Below are 14,964 nucleotides of genomic sequence, written 5' to 3' on the forward strand. Positions count from 1 at the left end.
AACGTGAGATACTTGAATCATGCAAATCAGACCCGGATCGATGTATCCACTCGGCGCAAGCTATGACGGCGCCGGCGTGAATTTTGCCCTCTTTTCCCAAGTGGCACAAAAAGTCGAGCTTTGCCTTTTCGATGAGGAAGACAACGAAACTCGAATCGAAATGACCGAGCAGAACTCTTATGTCTGGCACAACTATCTGCCCGGAATCCAACCGGGGCAACGTTACGGCTATCGCGTGTACGGGCCATACGACCCGACGCAAGGCCTGCGCTGCAACCCGAACAAACTGCTGCTTGACCCCTACGCTAAAGCCATCGAAGGCAACATCGACGGCGATGAGAGCCTCTACTCGTACTGGTTCAGAAGCCCCGATGACGTTACCAGCATGAACACGCTCGACTCGGCCGCCCATACCATGAAAGCGGCCGTGGTGAACCCCTATTTCGACTGGGGCAACGACCAGCATCCGAACATCTCATATCACGATTCCGTGATTTACGAAGCCCACGTACGCGGCATGACCAACCTCAACATGGACGTGCCGCCGGACATTCGCGGAACCTATGCGGGTCTGGCGTACCCCTCGGTAATCGAATACCTGAAGAAGCTGGGCGTCACGGCCATCGAGCTCATGCCCATCCACCAGTTCGTCAATGACAGCTTCCTTCAGGAAAAAGGCCTGAGCAACTACTGGGGATACAACACCATCGGCTTCTTCGCCCCGCACAACGCGTATTCCAGCTCCGGACAGCGCGGCGAACAGGTCAACGAATTCAAATCCATGGTCAAGGCATACCATCATGCCGGCATGGAAGTCATCCTCGACGTGGTGTACAACCACACCGCCGAAGGCAACAACCGTGGACCGACCCTCAGCTTCAAGGGCATCGACAACGGCGCCTACTACCGTCTGGTCGACAACGACCGCAGACACTACTTCGACACCACAGGCACCGGCAACTCGCTGCTGATGCGCTCGCCGCACGCCCTGCAGCTCATCACCGACAGCCTGCGCTACTGGGTCACCGAAATGCACGTCGACGGATTCCGATTCGATCTTGCCGCCACATTGGCCCGTCAGTTCCAGGAAGTCGACAAACTGTCGGCCTTCTTCGACATCGTCGAACAGGATCCGGTGATCTCCCGCGTCAAGCTGATCGCGGAACCGTGGGATCTCGGCTCTGGCGGCTATCAGGTGGGCGGCTTCCCGTCCAGCTGGTCCGAATGGAACGGCCGCTACCGCGATTGCGTGCGCGACTTCTGGCGCTCGCAGCCGTCCACGTTGCCGGAATTCGCCAGCCGATTCATGGGCAGTTCCGACCTGTATCAGGTCAATGGCCGCCGACCGGTCGCATCCGTGAACTTCATCACCGCGCACGACGGCTTCACCATGAACGATCTGGTGAGCTACAACGAGAAGCATAATGAGGCCAACGGCGAAGGCAATCGCGACGGCGAAAGCAACAACCGTTCTTGGAACTGCGGTGTCGAAGGTCCTACGACCATCAAGGATGTTAACGAGCTTCGTCAACAGCAGATGCGCAACATGTTCGCCACGTTGCTGCTCAGCCAAGGCATTCCGATGATCTGCGGCGGCGACGAAGTGGCGCGCACCCAGCAGGGCAACAACAACGCCTACTGCCAGGACAATGCGATCTCCTGGACGAACTGGGATCTGGACGAGGATCAAAAGGACCTGCTCGAATTCGTATCGAAGCTGATCCATTTGAGGCTTGAGCATCCTGTGCTGCATCGCCGCCGCTTCTTCTCCGGTCGCGAGCAGGGAGACGACAGCACTGCGATTCCGCAGGTCGAATGGATGGATCATACCGGCTCCATTATGGATATGGACGACTGGTCAAACACACACGCCTTCACTGTGATGATCTATCTGAACGGTTCCGATATTCCGGAAACCGACTGGTACGGCAATCAGATGGTCGACAATGATTTCATTCTGATTTTCAACGCGCATTACGAGCCGATCATGTTCACCCTGCCCGATGAGCAATATGGCAAGAAATGGCGCTTAATTGTCGACACGCATAATCCAAAGGGGCCAGAACTCAATTATGAGGCCGGTTTTGCGATTACTGCGCAATCAAGAAGCTTCCTGCTGTTGATGAGCGACAAGAAGCCGTCCAACAAGCACTACAACTTCTGACGGCGCACTCGCGTTATGCCGTCAGAATCCAGTGGGGTGGAGTCGTCGCCAATGCGATGGCTCCACCCCACTGGTATGTATATGTTGAAATCCGGCGGTTGCCGGTCAGCCTTGCATCAGACTTGTGCGGCGAGCCTCGAAACTGTGTCGGGAACAGTTTCGCTGACTTCCGCAAGATCCTCGACGGAGCGTGGTCTCTCAGATTGCGCCAGTATCAGCTGCGTCTGCACGCGATCCGCTTCGATGGCGGCGATTTGACGCGAGAAAATGATGAACCAGCCAAGGAACATCATGCCGGCCAACGCCTCCACATTCGTCAGCGTGTTATGCCCGCTCAGCCATTGGAATCCGGCATAAGCCCCAATCGCAATCGCAAGATCGGAAACCACGTATACGACCTTTGAGAGTTGCGGGGCAAGCCAAGGCAGGGCAATCATCAGCACGCTCATCAAACATGGTAGGCCGCGGGCGAACACGTTGTGCAAAATCGGATGCGGTGTGTAACGGAACATGCCGATACCTACGAAAGCGATGCCGGCCAACGTCAACATGATTGACAGCAGCAGAATCCTCGTACGAAAATGCTTCGGCGTCTCATTGATGGCATTGGAATCCAGATACTGCAATTGCAGACGATACGTGGTGATGAGCTCGGAAACGGCGAAATAGCTGATGATCACAATGCAGATGCCCGCGAGCGTCAGCGTCGAATTGAACATACGCGCGGCGAACGTCGTACGGTCGCCCAATTGAGAGAAATTATTGTTGTACCAGTACGGATCGTCGGACGTCAATCCTGCGATACTCACGCCAGACACCACGAAAAACGGCAGTAGGGAAGCGATCGTTTTGGCATTCATAAGTTCCGCCTGCACGAAAGTGATATAGCCTACAACGCCTGCGATAGCCGCGCATAGGATCGGCAGATAGCCTTTCAGCGTGCGGATGCCCATCATGTTGTTGACGATGGACAACATCATGAACGATGTGACGAAAATGGTCGAAGCATACACCATGGAAAGCGCGAGGATCTCGAAAATACGACGGACCGGAATAGCCCAACCATGTTTGAGTGTCAGCGAACGTGATTTTCGTGCGTAACCCAAACTGAATGAAACGACTCCGCATCCTGCCACGATTCCCGCGCAGACGGTGAACAGACGCTGCGTGACACGCCAGATGGCCGGGGCGAACTGCATGTATGCGTTCATGACGAACCAGGCGATAACGGCGCATGTCACAAAGGAGATGATGCCTGACGATTCGGCCTGCTGGTGACGTCCCATGCCACTCTCCCTTCCGAAATGCTATTGTAAGCCTGTCGTTGTCCAACCATACGCTATAATAGAAACTCGTGTTCACTTGATGCGATTCCGTGAGGCGGATTCGCGGGGTGTGAACGTGAACGGGCTGTAGCGCAGTTTGGTAGCGCGTCTGCTTTGGGAGCAGAATGTCGCAGGTTCAAATCCTGTCAGCCCGACCAAAACCGTTGGAAACAAAGGTGTTTCAGACGGTTTGAAAAATCCTTTCCCCGGTTTCCGGTACAAACACGACGATCGTGGGAATTCCTCGTGGCATTTTGTGATATTCGCATAGTTCTGTCTGCCTGGGTTTTCAAACGGAAATGGTATGGATGGCATTTGATTGTCGAGTTCGAGCAAGATACGGGTGCTGTATGGCGAGATTGAAACGTTGTTTTCCACGGGTTTTGGATACGATAAGCCCTATGAACGCATCTCAAGAGAATCTTTGGCCGGCGCCGTTTGCCGGCAAGACGCTCGACGCCACCGTTGTGGTGCCGGGCAGCAAATCCCTGTCGAACCGCTATCTCATTCTTGCGGCTCTCGGGCATCGTCCCGTGCGACTGGTCGGCCTGTTGCGTTCGCGCGACACCGAGCTGATGATGGACGCATTGCGCGCGTTGGGAGTGCGCTGCGAAATCGATGAGCAGGTCGACACCACGGTTACGGTGGTGCCGCCATCCGACGGCCGGTTCCACGGTGGTACGAAGGTGTTCTGCGGTCTTGCGGGAACAGTGATGCGCTTTGTGCCTGGTCTTGCCATGTTCGCGGATGGTCCTGTGGATTTCGACGGTGACGAGCAGGCGTACGCGCGTCCGATGAAGCCCGTGTTGGACGGTCTTGAACAGTTGGGGGCATGCATCGAATACCACGGCGAGGAAGGGCGCCTGCCATTTACAATCACTCCACCTCAAACGGTGAGCCAGTGCGCCGAGCCGAGCGTAGTCAGCATTGATTCTTCGGGATCCTCGCAGTTTATTTCGGGACTATTGCTCATCGGCTCTCGAGTGCCAGGCGGTTTGGAACTGCATCACACGGGGGAGAAGACACCGAGTTTACCGCATATTCGCATGACTGTGGCCGATCTGCAAGGTTCCGGCGTGCGCGCCAACGCAGACGAACACGCCCGCGTATGGACCGTGCAGCCGGGAGCCGTGCAGTTGCCCGAAACCGTGACGGTAGAACCTGACCTGTCGAATGCCGCCCCGTTCCTCGGCGCCGCGCTCATCGCCGGCGGAACCGTTCGCGTGCCTCACTGGCCGGAATCCACCACCCAGCCGGGCGGCCTGCTTCCCGGATACTTGGAACATATGGGCGCTGAAATCAGCTTCCCCGTGATCGACGGCGTCCGGTACTGCGAAGTGACCGGCAGCAGCCATATCAACGGCTTGGGTGATTTCGACCTGACTGCGGCCGGCGAGATTGCGCCATCGCTGGCCGCAATCCTGGTCTTCGCCGACAAGCCTACGCGCATGCTGGGCATCGGCCACTTGCGCGGCCACGAGACGAACCGTCTGGAAGCATTGGTCAACGAAATCACCAGAGTCGGGGGAGAAGCCCGTGAGCTGGCCGACGGTCTGGAGATCGTGCCAGTGCCGGCAACGAATCTCAAGCCCGCCAAAATGGAAACCTACGCGGACCATCGCATGGCGACGTTCGCCGCAATGCTTGGTCTGAGCATCAACGGCATCCAAGTCAAGAACATCGCGACCACCGCGAAAACGCTTCCCGATTTCGCGAATATGTGGACCAACATGCTTGCCTAGCAAGGATTGTCAGAGATAATCCGCAAATAATCCACGATATTGAAAACGGTACGGAAATGTCCTTCCTCCGCAAAAACGGAGGAAGGACATTCTACGTTTGCACAGGATCGTAATCATTCTGCGGATGCCGCTATGTCAAGCCACGATGGTTCTTAGCTTTCCTGACACGGCTTGGCCTTGTCCGGCCCAACATGGCAAAGGTAGTGGCGCTCGCAAACGTCATAATGCCTACGAAAAACACGGAACCAATGGAAACCTGACACCGTACGTAAAGAGGTAAGCAGCGACGAGGCATCCGACACCTTGAGAGGTGTTATCTGGCTCGAGCCTAGAAGGCGGAAAGCATGATGAAGCCCCCGGAAGTTTCGCACTTTCGGGGGCTTCATCATATTGATTGCGATTTTGCGTTCAGTAACGAATCAGCTTGGAATCACTCCCACTCACTTGTTCGAACTGGGAGAGGCATTTTGCGCCCCCTCTGAGCAAAAATTTTTCAACTTTTTTGAAAATAAAAAAAGCCGCCTGTTTTAAATTTGAGGTCAACAGATGGCGGGTAGAAATTTTCATATTTATGATGTATAATATGTGATATTAAAGATTGATAAATCAGAATTCGTAGGTGCGATTGATGAAAATTATTGAAGTTAAAGAAAATAAAAAACAAGGCTCTGTTAGACCAAGGTTGACTTTTTGACTTGTATTGTAGTTGCTGAGTAGCTACAATAGTGGTATGAGAACGGGCAAGGTGGCGCGTATAGCCGATAGGGTCAGGAAGGAACTGGGCGAACTGACGCCGCAGGAGCGCGACCTTGCTGTCAAGGCGTTACGCGCCGCCCTGTACGAGGGGTTCGCGTTGGACGCGGCGACGAGCGACCCGAACCAGATGGAGGCGTGCGTGCGCTGCGGCAGCATCCGCATCATCCGCAAAGGGCGTGGACGTGACGGCTCCCAGCGTTGGAAGTGCATGAACTGCAACAGGACGTTCGGCGTTCGCACGAACCGGGTGATGGGCATGAGCAAGCTCAAAGCGGGCGTATGGATGCGGTTCCTCGAATGCTTCGTGGATTGCCTGAGCTTGCGCAAGTGCGCCCAGCGTTGCGGAGTATGCCTGAAGACCGCGTTCCTCATGCGCCAGCGCGTCATCGAGTGCATCCGCCGATACACGCCCGTACTGCGTTCCGAGGCAGGCATGTCCGTCCAGTTGGACGAGACGTACTTCCGTGAGAGCTTCAAAGGCAACCACACGAAGTCCGCCGTGTTCGTCATGCCCCGCAAGGCACACAAGCGCACCAAGGCATTAAGGAAGCGCGGTCTGTCGAAGGAGCAGATATGCGTGGCGACCGGAGTGGATGACGCAGGCCGGTCGTTCCTGACCGTATGCGGGCGCGGCATCATCTCCAAGGATCGCGCCATGAGCGCGTTGAAAGTCCACATCGGACGCGGCACCGACGTGCTGACCGACGGTGCGCCCGCCTACGTGAAACCGCTGGCCGAACTGGGCGCGAACCTCACGCAAGCCTCCGCCGACGGTCACGCGATCAACAGGGTGAACACGCTGCACGCCCGTTTGGAGGATTTCATGTTCGGCTTCCACGGCGTGTCCACGAAGTACCTGCAAGCCTACTTGGACTGGTTCCAATGGCTCGTCGCTTTTACCGATGGGTTCGGCGAGACCGACGACGACCGATTGCTTGCCCGCCAGCTCGGCAACGGCCTGTACCGCATCCGCCGTCGCGACTACCAGCGTATGATGCCGCCGTACATGGAGTACTGGCAAAAAGCCGCATGACATCGTGCATACGATGTACAGTCAGAACATCGAAACATAGGACAAGGAGGCGCGTATGGCGAGCATACCCACCACGACCATGAGGATAGAACCCCAGCTCAAAGAGGAATCCAGCCAAGTGCTCGAAGACCTGGGACTCACCCTTTCCGGCGCGGTCACCATCTTTCTCAAGGCCGTGGTCAGGGAACAGGGGCTCCCGTTCGAGGTCAAGAAGGAAACCTCGAATGGCAGATAAGGTCATCCGCATCAAAGACCTCCGTCCTCAAGACGTGCGTGGCGACCGATATACGCTGCATCGCGGAAACGTACTCGATGCGTATCCGGATTGGGAGGCCCCTGACCTGATAGTCAGCGATGGGGCCTATGGCGTGCGAGGATTCCGAGGTGATACCGTGAGTGCAGATGGACTCGTGGACTGGTATGCGCCCCATGTGGCCCAATGGTCGAAACGGGCGAAACCTTCGACCTCGCTGTGGTTCTGGAACACCGAGGTCGGCTGGGCCACGGTGCATCCGCTGTTGGAGGCGAACGGCTGGGAGTACGTGCAACTGGTCACTTGGGACAAGGGGCTGTCGCATATCGCGGGCAACGTGAACGGCAACACCATTCGACAATTCCCCGTGGTCACCGAGGTTTCCGCCCTGTACCGGCGCAAGCTGACGCTTCCTGCGGAAGACGGCAACGTGCTTGGAGTGCAGCAATGGCTACGGGCTGAATGGCAACGCTCAGGACTGCCCCTCTACCGTGCGAACGAGGCGTGCGGGGTGAAGAACGCTGCAACCCGCAAGTATCTCACCGCTGACTGGCTGTGGTATTGGCCGCCCGGAGAGATGGTCGAGCGCATGGCCGAGTATACGAAGGCCAACGGCAAACCCACGAATCGCCCCTACTTTTCCGTCGACGGGCACACCGAGATCACCGCCGAACGATGGGACTCCCTCCGCGCCGTATGGAATCACGTCAACGGGTTGACCAACGTGTGGTCACGCCCACCGCTTCACGACGGAGAACGCCTCAAGGGGACCCTGCAACGCAGCGCGCCACGAGTCTACAAACCCTCCAAACAATCAGCGGCGCATCTCAACCAGAAGCCTCTGGATTTCATGGACCGTCAGATTCACGCCGCATCCAATAAGGGGGATGTGGTCTGGGAGCCATTCGGCGGGCTGGCGTCCGCATCCGTCGCTGCCGTGCTCACCGGTCGCATCGCCTATACGGCGGAAATCGACGAGGAATTCCAGAACCTGGCCCTTGGACGATTGGCGGAAGCCGAAGACGAGTACGACACGAAAAACGCAAATGACACGATGACCCTCGAAAGAAGGCAGGCATGACCGATTACGACGGCAAGGACCGACCTGAACACTACGAGCTTCCCGACGGGGACGAACGGACCGAACTCCGCAACGGCATAGTCCGAGCATTGTATGCCCTTCCAATGCACTTCACATCGCCCATCAACGTCGAAGGCATCGAGGTCAATGACCTATTCTCAATCAATACACTGCTCGGCGGCACCATCGAGGCCCAGACCGTCATGCTGTTGAACTCCCTGCGCAGTATATGGGACCCGCAAGGCAAATGGGCGGACAAAGAATTCCGACGCTATCCCGAATCCTTCCCGGACGTAAGGCTTGTAGGCTCCAACAAGGATGATTCGCCGCTCATCGGCATCGAACTGAAAGGGTGGTATCTGCTTTCCAAGGAATCCGAGCCATCTCTACGATACAAGGCATCAGCCGACGCAGTGACTGAATGGGACTTAATCTGCTGTGTTCCTTGGGGATTGTCCAACGTTCTCAGCGGCAAGCCCGTGGTCTACGAACCCTACGTCGAACAGGCGAAATTCGCCTCCGACATGCGCACTTACTACTGGAATCATCGCAGAGGAGACAACTCCAAACGAGACTGTGGCATCCATCATCCGGAAACCACCCCGTATCCCAAACCGGGAACGCAATATGTTGATGTTCCCAATCAAGACGGAGGAGGCAACTTTGGGCGTATCGCCAGAGTGGATGGTCTCATGGCGAATTGGGTGGACGAATCCATGGACACGCTCATGGCGGGTATCGAAGCGAAGTACTGGGTGTCGTTCTTCAAGCTATTCTCAGAAGGCAGGCCAAAAGAGGAAATCGAAGCGGAATTGAGCAACATCGCTCGCAAGGTGCGTCAGGCTGGCCGGCCCGACCACAAGGCGTCCATGCTGGAAGAGCAGCTACTCGCACATTTGAGCGCCATCGTCGATCTGTCCCTGAAGTAGACTGACATTTACCCGCTTGTTTGCTTTTCAACATAGTTAAACAAGCGGGTTTTTGTCATATATCCTCTTAGGTCAACCTTGGTCTAACAGAGCCAAAAACAATATCTTGATTTGCTCCTATTAGCAGATGAGCAGGAAGATATGGTTGACCGTTATCTTGATAACGGCAAGATGTATGTACTTGATGATAATGGGGTCAAGTGTGAGTGTGTCATAACCGATAAAGAAAATGACATACTTGAAATCAAGAACATTGCGACGGTTCCAGAATATCAAGGGAAAGGTTATGCAAGAGCCTTAATTGAGTTTATTGTTAATAATTACAGAGAGCAATATGCCATTCTGCAAGTGGGAACGGGCGATAGCCCACTGACAATACCATTTTATGAAAAGTGTGGTTTTGTCCGTTCGCATATCATATCAAATTTCTTTATAGATAATTATGACCACCCAATCTATGAGAGTGGAATACAGTTGGTAGATATGGTGTATTTGCAAAGACCGTTATAATTTAAATTCAAGTTTATGGAGAGTCACCGTTATGATTAGAGAATTTAAAAGGGATGATATAAATAAAGTTGCAGATATATGGTTGGATACAAATATAAAGGCACATAATTTTATCCCCGCCGAATACTGGAAAAGCAATTTCAAATCAGCAAAAGAAGCGCTGTTACTAGCAGAGGTTTATGTGTATGAGTATGATACAGAAATACAGGGTTTTATAGGGTTAAATGATGAATATGTTGAGGGCATTTTTGTTTCTGGTGAAATGCAATCGCAGGGTATAGGTAAAATTCTGCTGAATTATGCAAAGGATAAAAGGAATAAGTTGCACTTGAACGTATACCAAAAGAACGCACGGGCAATATCTTTTTATAAGAGAGAAGGATTTGAGATTCAGCATAGTGGCTTAGATGAGGCTACCGGAGAAAAAGATTATGTAATGACATGGCAACACAAATAGAAATTCCAGTTTATCGAACTAAAACATAAGACCGCTTACATCGTGTAGGCGGTCTTATGTCGTGGCAAGATTATTTGATTTTGAGCTTTCTTTTCTTGGCAGAAAGCACTTTGCAGAGAACATCATCGACGGCGTCGGTGTATCTGCCTTGTTCAATCAATTTGTTTTTTTTTAGATTTATAAGGAAAGCAACAATTTCGTTTCTTTCTTTTGTACTTAAATATATATGGTATTTTTTCTGTTTTCATACTATCCACCTCGCTGTTTTATCTGATTTGATGATATATTAAAGAGAAAATTTTATCAAATATGCAAAAAGGCTTCTGCCCAAAACAGGGCAAAAGCCTTAAAAATTATGCGATTTTTAGGTTTAGTTGCAAGCCAAGGGGGACTATTCCATCTGTTGCAAAATCGGTTGCCCGAAAAGTACCAAGTCCCGAAACCCGCATAAATACTGGGTTTTTCGGCACATCTAAACCAAGGGGAACTACTCCCACTCGCAAAATGAAACTTAATTCTAAACGCTTTTGTTTGGGGAATTTGATACCATTTGATTTTTCCTGATACCTATTATCCTTATCCTATGGGCTTGCCGAACTTTTGCTATCATTTGGCTATCAAGGAAATGGCTATCAACGGTAAAATTAGATTGGTTTCTCTGGTGGTTTACAACTACATTTTACCACGAAAGACAGGGAAATGCAATAACCTTCCTCGCTGTGGTGTATCAAGTGATCTTACTGAACATATGGCGCACCTTGTCCAGGCGGCTGTTTGGACGGCGGGGCTGGATGACTGGCTTGCCGACAGCGGCCTGATACCCTTTCAGTTCTGTAAGGCATACGCTCTGCCCGTTGGTGTAAAAGGCCAGATCAGTACGGTATGCCTGTATACAGCGGGCGGGAATCTCGCCAGTAAAGACAACTTCATCCTTTTTTACCTGGACCGTTTCGATGGTGGCACAGTATTTCGGTGCATCATGATAAGCCCTGGAAAGATATTCCCGGGGCGCATAGAGGGTGAAGGAGAGATAAGGTTCCAGCAGTTGCGTCCCTGATTCCTTCAATGCCTGTTCCAATACAATCGGGGCCAATGAGCGGAAGTCCGCCGGCGTGCTGACCGGACTGTAATAAAGCCCGTATTCAAAGCAAATCTTACAGTCCGTTACGTTCCAGCCGAACAAGCCCTGCTCCAGCCCGTAACGGATACCATCCCTGACAGCGTTTTGAAAACTCTGGTTCAAGTATCCCAGCGAAACCCGGCTCTCGTATTGTACACCGGAGCCAAGCGGGAGTGGTGTAACAGACAGTCCGATGGATGCCCAAAACGGGTTGGGCGGCACCTCGATATGGATGGTGTGGCTGGCTGCTTTGAGCGGCCGCTCCATATAAATGACGGTGGGTTCCTTTACCACTGTTTCAAGCTTGTATTTTTCCGACAGCAAAGCGGAAACAACCTCCAACTGCACCCGGCCCAAAAAAGAAAGAATGATCTCATGGGTGATGGAATCCACCTCGCAGCGCAAAAGCGGGTCAGTATCCGCAAGTTGCGTAAGAGCGTCCAGCAGCCGTTCTCTTTGCGCTGCCGTTTTCGGCGCAATCGACGTCCGCAGCATGGGGAGGGGGTCCTCACGCCACCTTTTACGAGGGAGCCGGGTTGGGTCCCCTAATACATCGTTTAACCTCACGCTGTCGCTGGGAAGGATAACAATTTCACCCGGATAAGCGGTGTCTGTCCGAACAATTTCCCCTTTGGATGGAATACGCATCTCTGTGATTTTCAGCTTTTCTCTCCCGGCCAGGGCCACCGTATCCCGCAGGCGCAGCGTTCCGCTGTATAGCCGCAGATAGATGAGCCGCTGGTCACAATCTGTATACTCCACCTTGAAAACGCTGCCGCATAGGGCGGCGCTCCCCTGTTCCCCAATCGGTTGGAACAGCCCTGTCACCGCATCCATCAACGGTTGAATGCCAAGGCCCTTTTTGGCGCTGCCATAATAGACCGGGAACAGGGAGGCGTCTTGAACCCGCCGCTGTTCCTCCCGCACAAGTTTTTCCCGGCTGATTGGTTCTCCTGCGATATACTTTTCCAATAATTTATCGTTATTTTCGATGACCGCATCCCATGCTTCTATGTCGGTATTTTCCTCCAGGACTATTTCCGGGGACAGCGACACCGTCTGCTTGATGATAATATCGGCGGAGAGCTTATCCCGAACAGACTGAACCACGCTCTGCAAATCAACGCCAGCCTGGTCGATCTTGTTGATAAAGATAACGGTGGGAATGTTCATTTTCCGCAGGGCATGGAACAGAATACGGGTCTGGGCCTGCACGCCATCTTTAGCGGAGATCACCAAGATGGCCCCATCTAAAACAGCCAAAGAGCGGTACACCTCCGCCAAAAAATCCATGTGGCCGGGCGTATCCACAATGTTGACTTTACATCTGTGCCACTGGAAGGAAGTGACTGCCGCTTGAATGGTAATCCCACGCTGCCGCTCCAAAAGCATGGTGTCCGTCCTCGTTGTCCCTTTTTCGACGCTCCCCGGTTCTGAAATGGCTCCGCTGGCATATAGCAGGCTCTCCGTCAAGGTTGTCTTTCCAGCGTCTACATGGGCAAGAATCCCGATATTGATAATGTTCATGTCTATCCTCCATACAAGGCCCAAATGGGCGCAAAAATCCCCAGCGGCTAATACTTTTACCGCTGGGGATCATGACTTCGGACAAACAGAAGTATGACGGCTTACATGAGCCGCTGTCCGTCACGATATTTACTAAAAAGGCAAAAGTATTCTTAAATTGGGTACAAAAACTAAGCCCCTGCAAGGGGCAATCATTTTTGCGCCCATTATCAAATTTTATTTAAGAATACCTTGCCGCATATTTGGTAGACTCCTCAAATCAGGATAATAGTAGTATATCATAGTACGAATAGTAGTATATCATAGTACGCTCTAAAAAGCAAGAAATTATTTTACCCGATTCCCCAAATAAATCAGGAGGGCATTCACTGGAACACCCTCCGGTTTTGGTGATTATCGTGCGCCTACCCTTGTTTTTTGCCTTGCGGCCCGTTTCCGTTCCTTTTCGGCCTGTTCCTGCTGGTAAGCGGCCTCTAATATTCTGTCCGCCTGTTCCGTGCCAATGGCCCGCCTGACCCGCTCATAGTCTCTGACCTTTCCCTTTAGGCTGTCTCGCTCGGCGCAGACCTCGTAAATCCTTTCTGACAAGGAACTGTTTTTGCTGACCTCCCGGCCATAGTCCGCTTGCAGCCGCTCAAATTTGGATTTGAGGTCACAGTAGGCCCGATAGACAGACCGTAGCACCTTGACGATCTTCGCCCATAAGGGCTTGGCCTTTTTCTCCCGGTAGGCCCTGGCTGATTCCAGCGGCCCCGCTTCTGGCAAGACCTGTTCCGGGTCGCTGGAAAATTCCTCCGCCAGCTTCTCCATGCCTTTCAGCATGGGGGCCACATCGTTTAGTTTGGCCTTGGCCTGGGCCGCTTTCTTTTCGGCAGCTGTCGCCTCCCTGTTCCTTCGGTCAACCTCGGCCTGGGCCAGCACAGCCGCCTCTTGAAGCTGTGCCAACCGCTCCTGTTCACACTTCACCTTGAACTGCGTGACCGTCAGATGTTCCTCGGAACTGCCACGCTCTCCACGCTCCAAATCCGTGTAGCCAGCGGAGCGCATCTGCTGAAAGAAATCATCCTGCAAGACGCTGTACGACTTTCTCAGAACAGGCTTGCCCTTTGCTGTTCGTAATGGCTCCCCGGTGGCCTCGTCTACTGCGGGCTGGGACGCCCACTTTTTGCTCATGCTGACCTGCATAACGGTTTCCTTGACCTTGCCCACCAGGGATTTGTCCTTGCACCGCTTTGTCCATCGTATCTCCTTCTTCACCACCGGGATATAGACCACATGAAGGTGGTAGTGGTACACATCCTCCCCCAGCGCCTCGGACATGGCCCGGTTGCGCTCGTCAGCGTGCATGACCGCCGACAAAATATACTGCTCTCCACCTACGATTTTGATTGCGGATTTGTAAGCGTCGGTGTAAAATTGTTTTGCGAAGTCATAGCCGCCGTGATTGTAGAAGTAGGCGGAGTTCACATCAAAGACCAACTCACCGTATCGAAATGCGTCCGCCTTAATGCCACGGGTGGAGATCACACCATCGGCCTCCATTTGGGAGAACATCTCCTGATACCCTGCAGATGGGGCCTTGAAATGGACATTGAGCGGCGTCCGCTCTGGTACAATGTCCTGGTTGACATAGGAATCCTTCTCACGCTCGTTGTGCTGCTGGGTGTTGCCGATCTTGGTTTCGGTCAGCCTCATATTTCTTGCGTTGGTACGGTCAATACCGTCGCCTCTCGCCATAGGCAAAAATCCTCCTGTTTCAGATGTTTGGTTGTTGAAAATGGACGGGGGTTCGGGGGAGTCACTTCCTGCGGGAAGTGTAATAACCCACTATGACACTTTCGCCCCGTTGGTGCGAAAGTGCCGTGGGCTCTCCCGAGGGGGTGCGGGGGCTTTGCCCCCGGCAACTGCGGTTGCCTCCCCCAGCAGGGCCGCCCTTTGAAAAGGGCACCCTGCACCCCGCCTAAACTTTTCCACTCGCCGTTGGGCAGGTGGAAAGGCTGTGCCTTTCCACCACCCGGCAAGTGTCCTCCGTGGGCCAAATGTCAAGGGGTTCGGGTTGTATTGCCT

11 protein-coding genes and 1 tRNA gene are annotated in these 14,964 nt (G+C 53.3%); 9 read left to right on the top strand and 3 right to left on the bottom strand.

Annotated features, from left to right (window positions below):
* The first annotated feature begins 19 nt into the window (after nt 1-19).
* The gene (glgX, locus tag BBPC_RS03900) at nt 20-2,164 is read left to right on the top strand and encodes a glycogen debranching protein GlgX (protein WP_022245001.1); all 2,145 of its coding nucleotides are present in this window, start codon (nt 20-22) and stop codon (nt 2,162-2,164) included.
* Between the two features lie 116 nt (nt 2,165-2,280).
* Here the strand turns inward: glgX and BBPC_RS03905 are convergent, their stop codons facing one another.
* The gene (locus BBPC_RS03905; RefSeq protein WP_004221627.1) at nt 2,281-3,450 is read right to left on the bottom strand and encodes a hypothetical protein; all 1,170 of its coding nucleotides are present in this window, start codon (nt 3,448-3,450) and stop codon (nt 2,281-2,283) included.
* Nucleotides 3,451-3,570: 120 nt separating this feature from the next.
* Here BBPC_RS03905 and BBPC_RS03910 point away from each other — a divergent pair.
* The 8 genes from BBPC_RS03910 to BBPC_RS03945 all read left to right on the top strand — a co-directional run bounded on the left by BBPC_RS03910 (nt 3,571) and on the right by BBPC_RS03945 (nt 10,250).
* Nucleotides 3,571-3,647, top strand: a tRNA-Pro gene (locus BBPC_RS03910).
* A 243-nt stretch (nt 3,648-3,890) separates the two neighbouring features.
* Nucleotides 3,891-5,231, top strand: a complete 1,341-nt coding sequence (aroA, locus tag BBPC_RS03915; protein WP_004221628.1) for a 3-phosphoshikimate 1-carboxyvinyltransferase — start codon at nt 3,891-3,893, stop codon at nt 5,229-5,231.
* Between the two features lie 730 nt (nt 5,232-5,961).
* Nucleotides 5,962-7,020, top strand: coding sequence for an IS1595 family transposase (locus BBPC_RS09345; RefSeq protein ID WP_004221630.1), 1,059 nt, complete (start codon nt 5,962-5,964; stop codon nt 7,018-7,020).
* A gap of 55 nt (nt 7,021-7,075) precedes the next feature.
* The gene (locus tag BBPC_RS03925) at nt 7,076-7,255 is read left to right on the top strand and encodes a type II toxin-antitoxin system RelB/DinJ family antitoxin (RefSeq protein WP_004221633.1); all 180 of its coding nucleotides are present in this window, start codon (nt 7,076-7,078) and stop codon (nt 7,253-7,255) included.
* Entirely contained in the window at nt 7,245-8,354 is a 1,110-nt protein-coding gene (locus BBPC_RS10020; RefSeq protein ID WP_004221636.1) for a DNA methyltransferase, read from the top strand. Before BBPC_RS03925 ends, BBPC_RS10020 begins: the two co-directional genes overlap by 11 nt.
* Nucleotides 8,351-9,283, top strand: coding sequence for a hypothetical protein (locus BBPC_RS03935; RefSeq protein WP_004221638.1), 933 nt, complete (start codon nt 8,351-8,353; stop codon nt 9,281-9,283). The genes BBPC_RS10020 and BBPC_RS03935 overlap by 4 nt, the downstream gene beginning before the upstream one ends.
* Before the next feature lie 141 nt (nt 9,284-9,424).
* On the top strand, nt 9,425-9,793 hold the full coding sequence (locus BBPC_RS03940) for a GNAT family N-acetyltransferase (protein WP_080550617.1): 369 nt from the start codon (nt 9,425-9,427) through the stop codon (nt 9,791-9,793).
* Between the two features lie 31 nt (nt 9,794-9,824).
* Complete coding sequence (locus tag BBPC_RS03945; protein ID WP_004221642.1) at nt 9,825-10,250, top strand: GNAT family N-acetyltransferase; 426 nt, start codon at nt 9,825-9,827, stop codon at nt 10,248-10,250.
* Between the two features lie 727 nt (nt 10,251-10,977).
* Here the strand turns inward: BBPC_RS03945 and tet(W) are convergent.
* Nucleotides 10,978-12,897 (bottom strand): tetracycline resistance ribosomal protection protein Tet(W), encoded by a 1,920-nt coding sequence (gene tet(W), locus BBPC_RS03950; protein WP_033524005.1) that lies wholly within the window; start codon nt 12,895-12,897, stop codon nt 10,978-10,980.
* Nucleotides 12,898-13,290: 393 nt separating this feature from the next.
* A complete protein-coding gene (locus BBPC_RS03955; RefSeq protein ID WP_004221652.1) occupies nt 13,291-14,634 on the bottom strand; it encodes a plasmid recombination protein in 1,344 nt (447 codons plus the stop codon).
* Between the last annotated feature and the right edge of the window lie 330 nt (nt 14,635-14,964).

This window comes from Bifidobacterium pseudocatenulatum DSM 20438 = JCM 1200 = LMG 10505 (assembly GCF_001025215.1).
GTDB classification, from domain to species: Bacteria; Actinomycetota; Actinomycetes; order Actinomycetales; family Bifidobacteriaceae; genus Bifidobacterium; species Bifidobacterium pseudocatenulatum.

Coding starts and splice junctions, on each gene's coding strand:
- glgX (WP_022245001.1), top strand. CDS start 20: ATGCAAATCAGACCCGGATCGATGTATCCACTCGGCGCAAGCTATGAC.
- BBPC_RS03905 (WP_004221627.1), bottom strand. CDS start 3,450: ATGGGACGTCACCAGCAGGCCGAATCGTCAGGCATCATCTCCTTTGTG.
- aroA (WP_004221628.1), top strand. CDS start 3,891: ATGAACGCATCTCAAGAGAATCTTTGGCCGGCGCCGTTTGCCGGCAAG.
- BBPC_RS09345 (WP_004221630.1), top strand. CDS start 5,962: ATGAGAACGGGCAAGGTGGCGCGTATAGCCGATAGGGTCAGGAAGGAA.
- BBPC_RS03925 (WP_004221633.1), top strand. CDS start 7,076: ATGGCGAGCATACCCACCACGACCATGAGGATAGAACCCCAGCTCAAA.
- BBPC_RS10020 (WP_004221636.1), top strand. CDS start 7,245: ATGGCAGATAAGGTCATCCGCATCAAAGACCTCCGTCCTCAAGACGTG.
- BBPC_RS03935 (WP_004221638.1), top strand. CDS start 8,351: ATGACCGATTACGACGGCAAGGACCGACCTGAACACTACGAGCTTCCC.
- BBPC_RS03940 (WP_080550617.1), top strand. CDS start 9,425: ATGGTTGACCGTTATCTTGATAACGGCAAGATGTATGTACTTGATGAT.
- BBPC_RS03945 (WP_004221642.1), top strand. CDS start 9,825: ATGATTAGAGAATTTAAAAGGGATGATATAAATAAAGTTGCAGATATA.
- BBPC_RS03955 (WP_004221652.1), bottom strand. CDS start 14,634: ATGGCGAGAGGCGACGGTATTGACCGTACCAACGCAAGAAATATGAGG.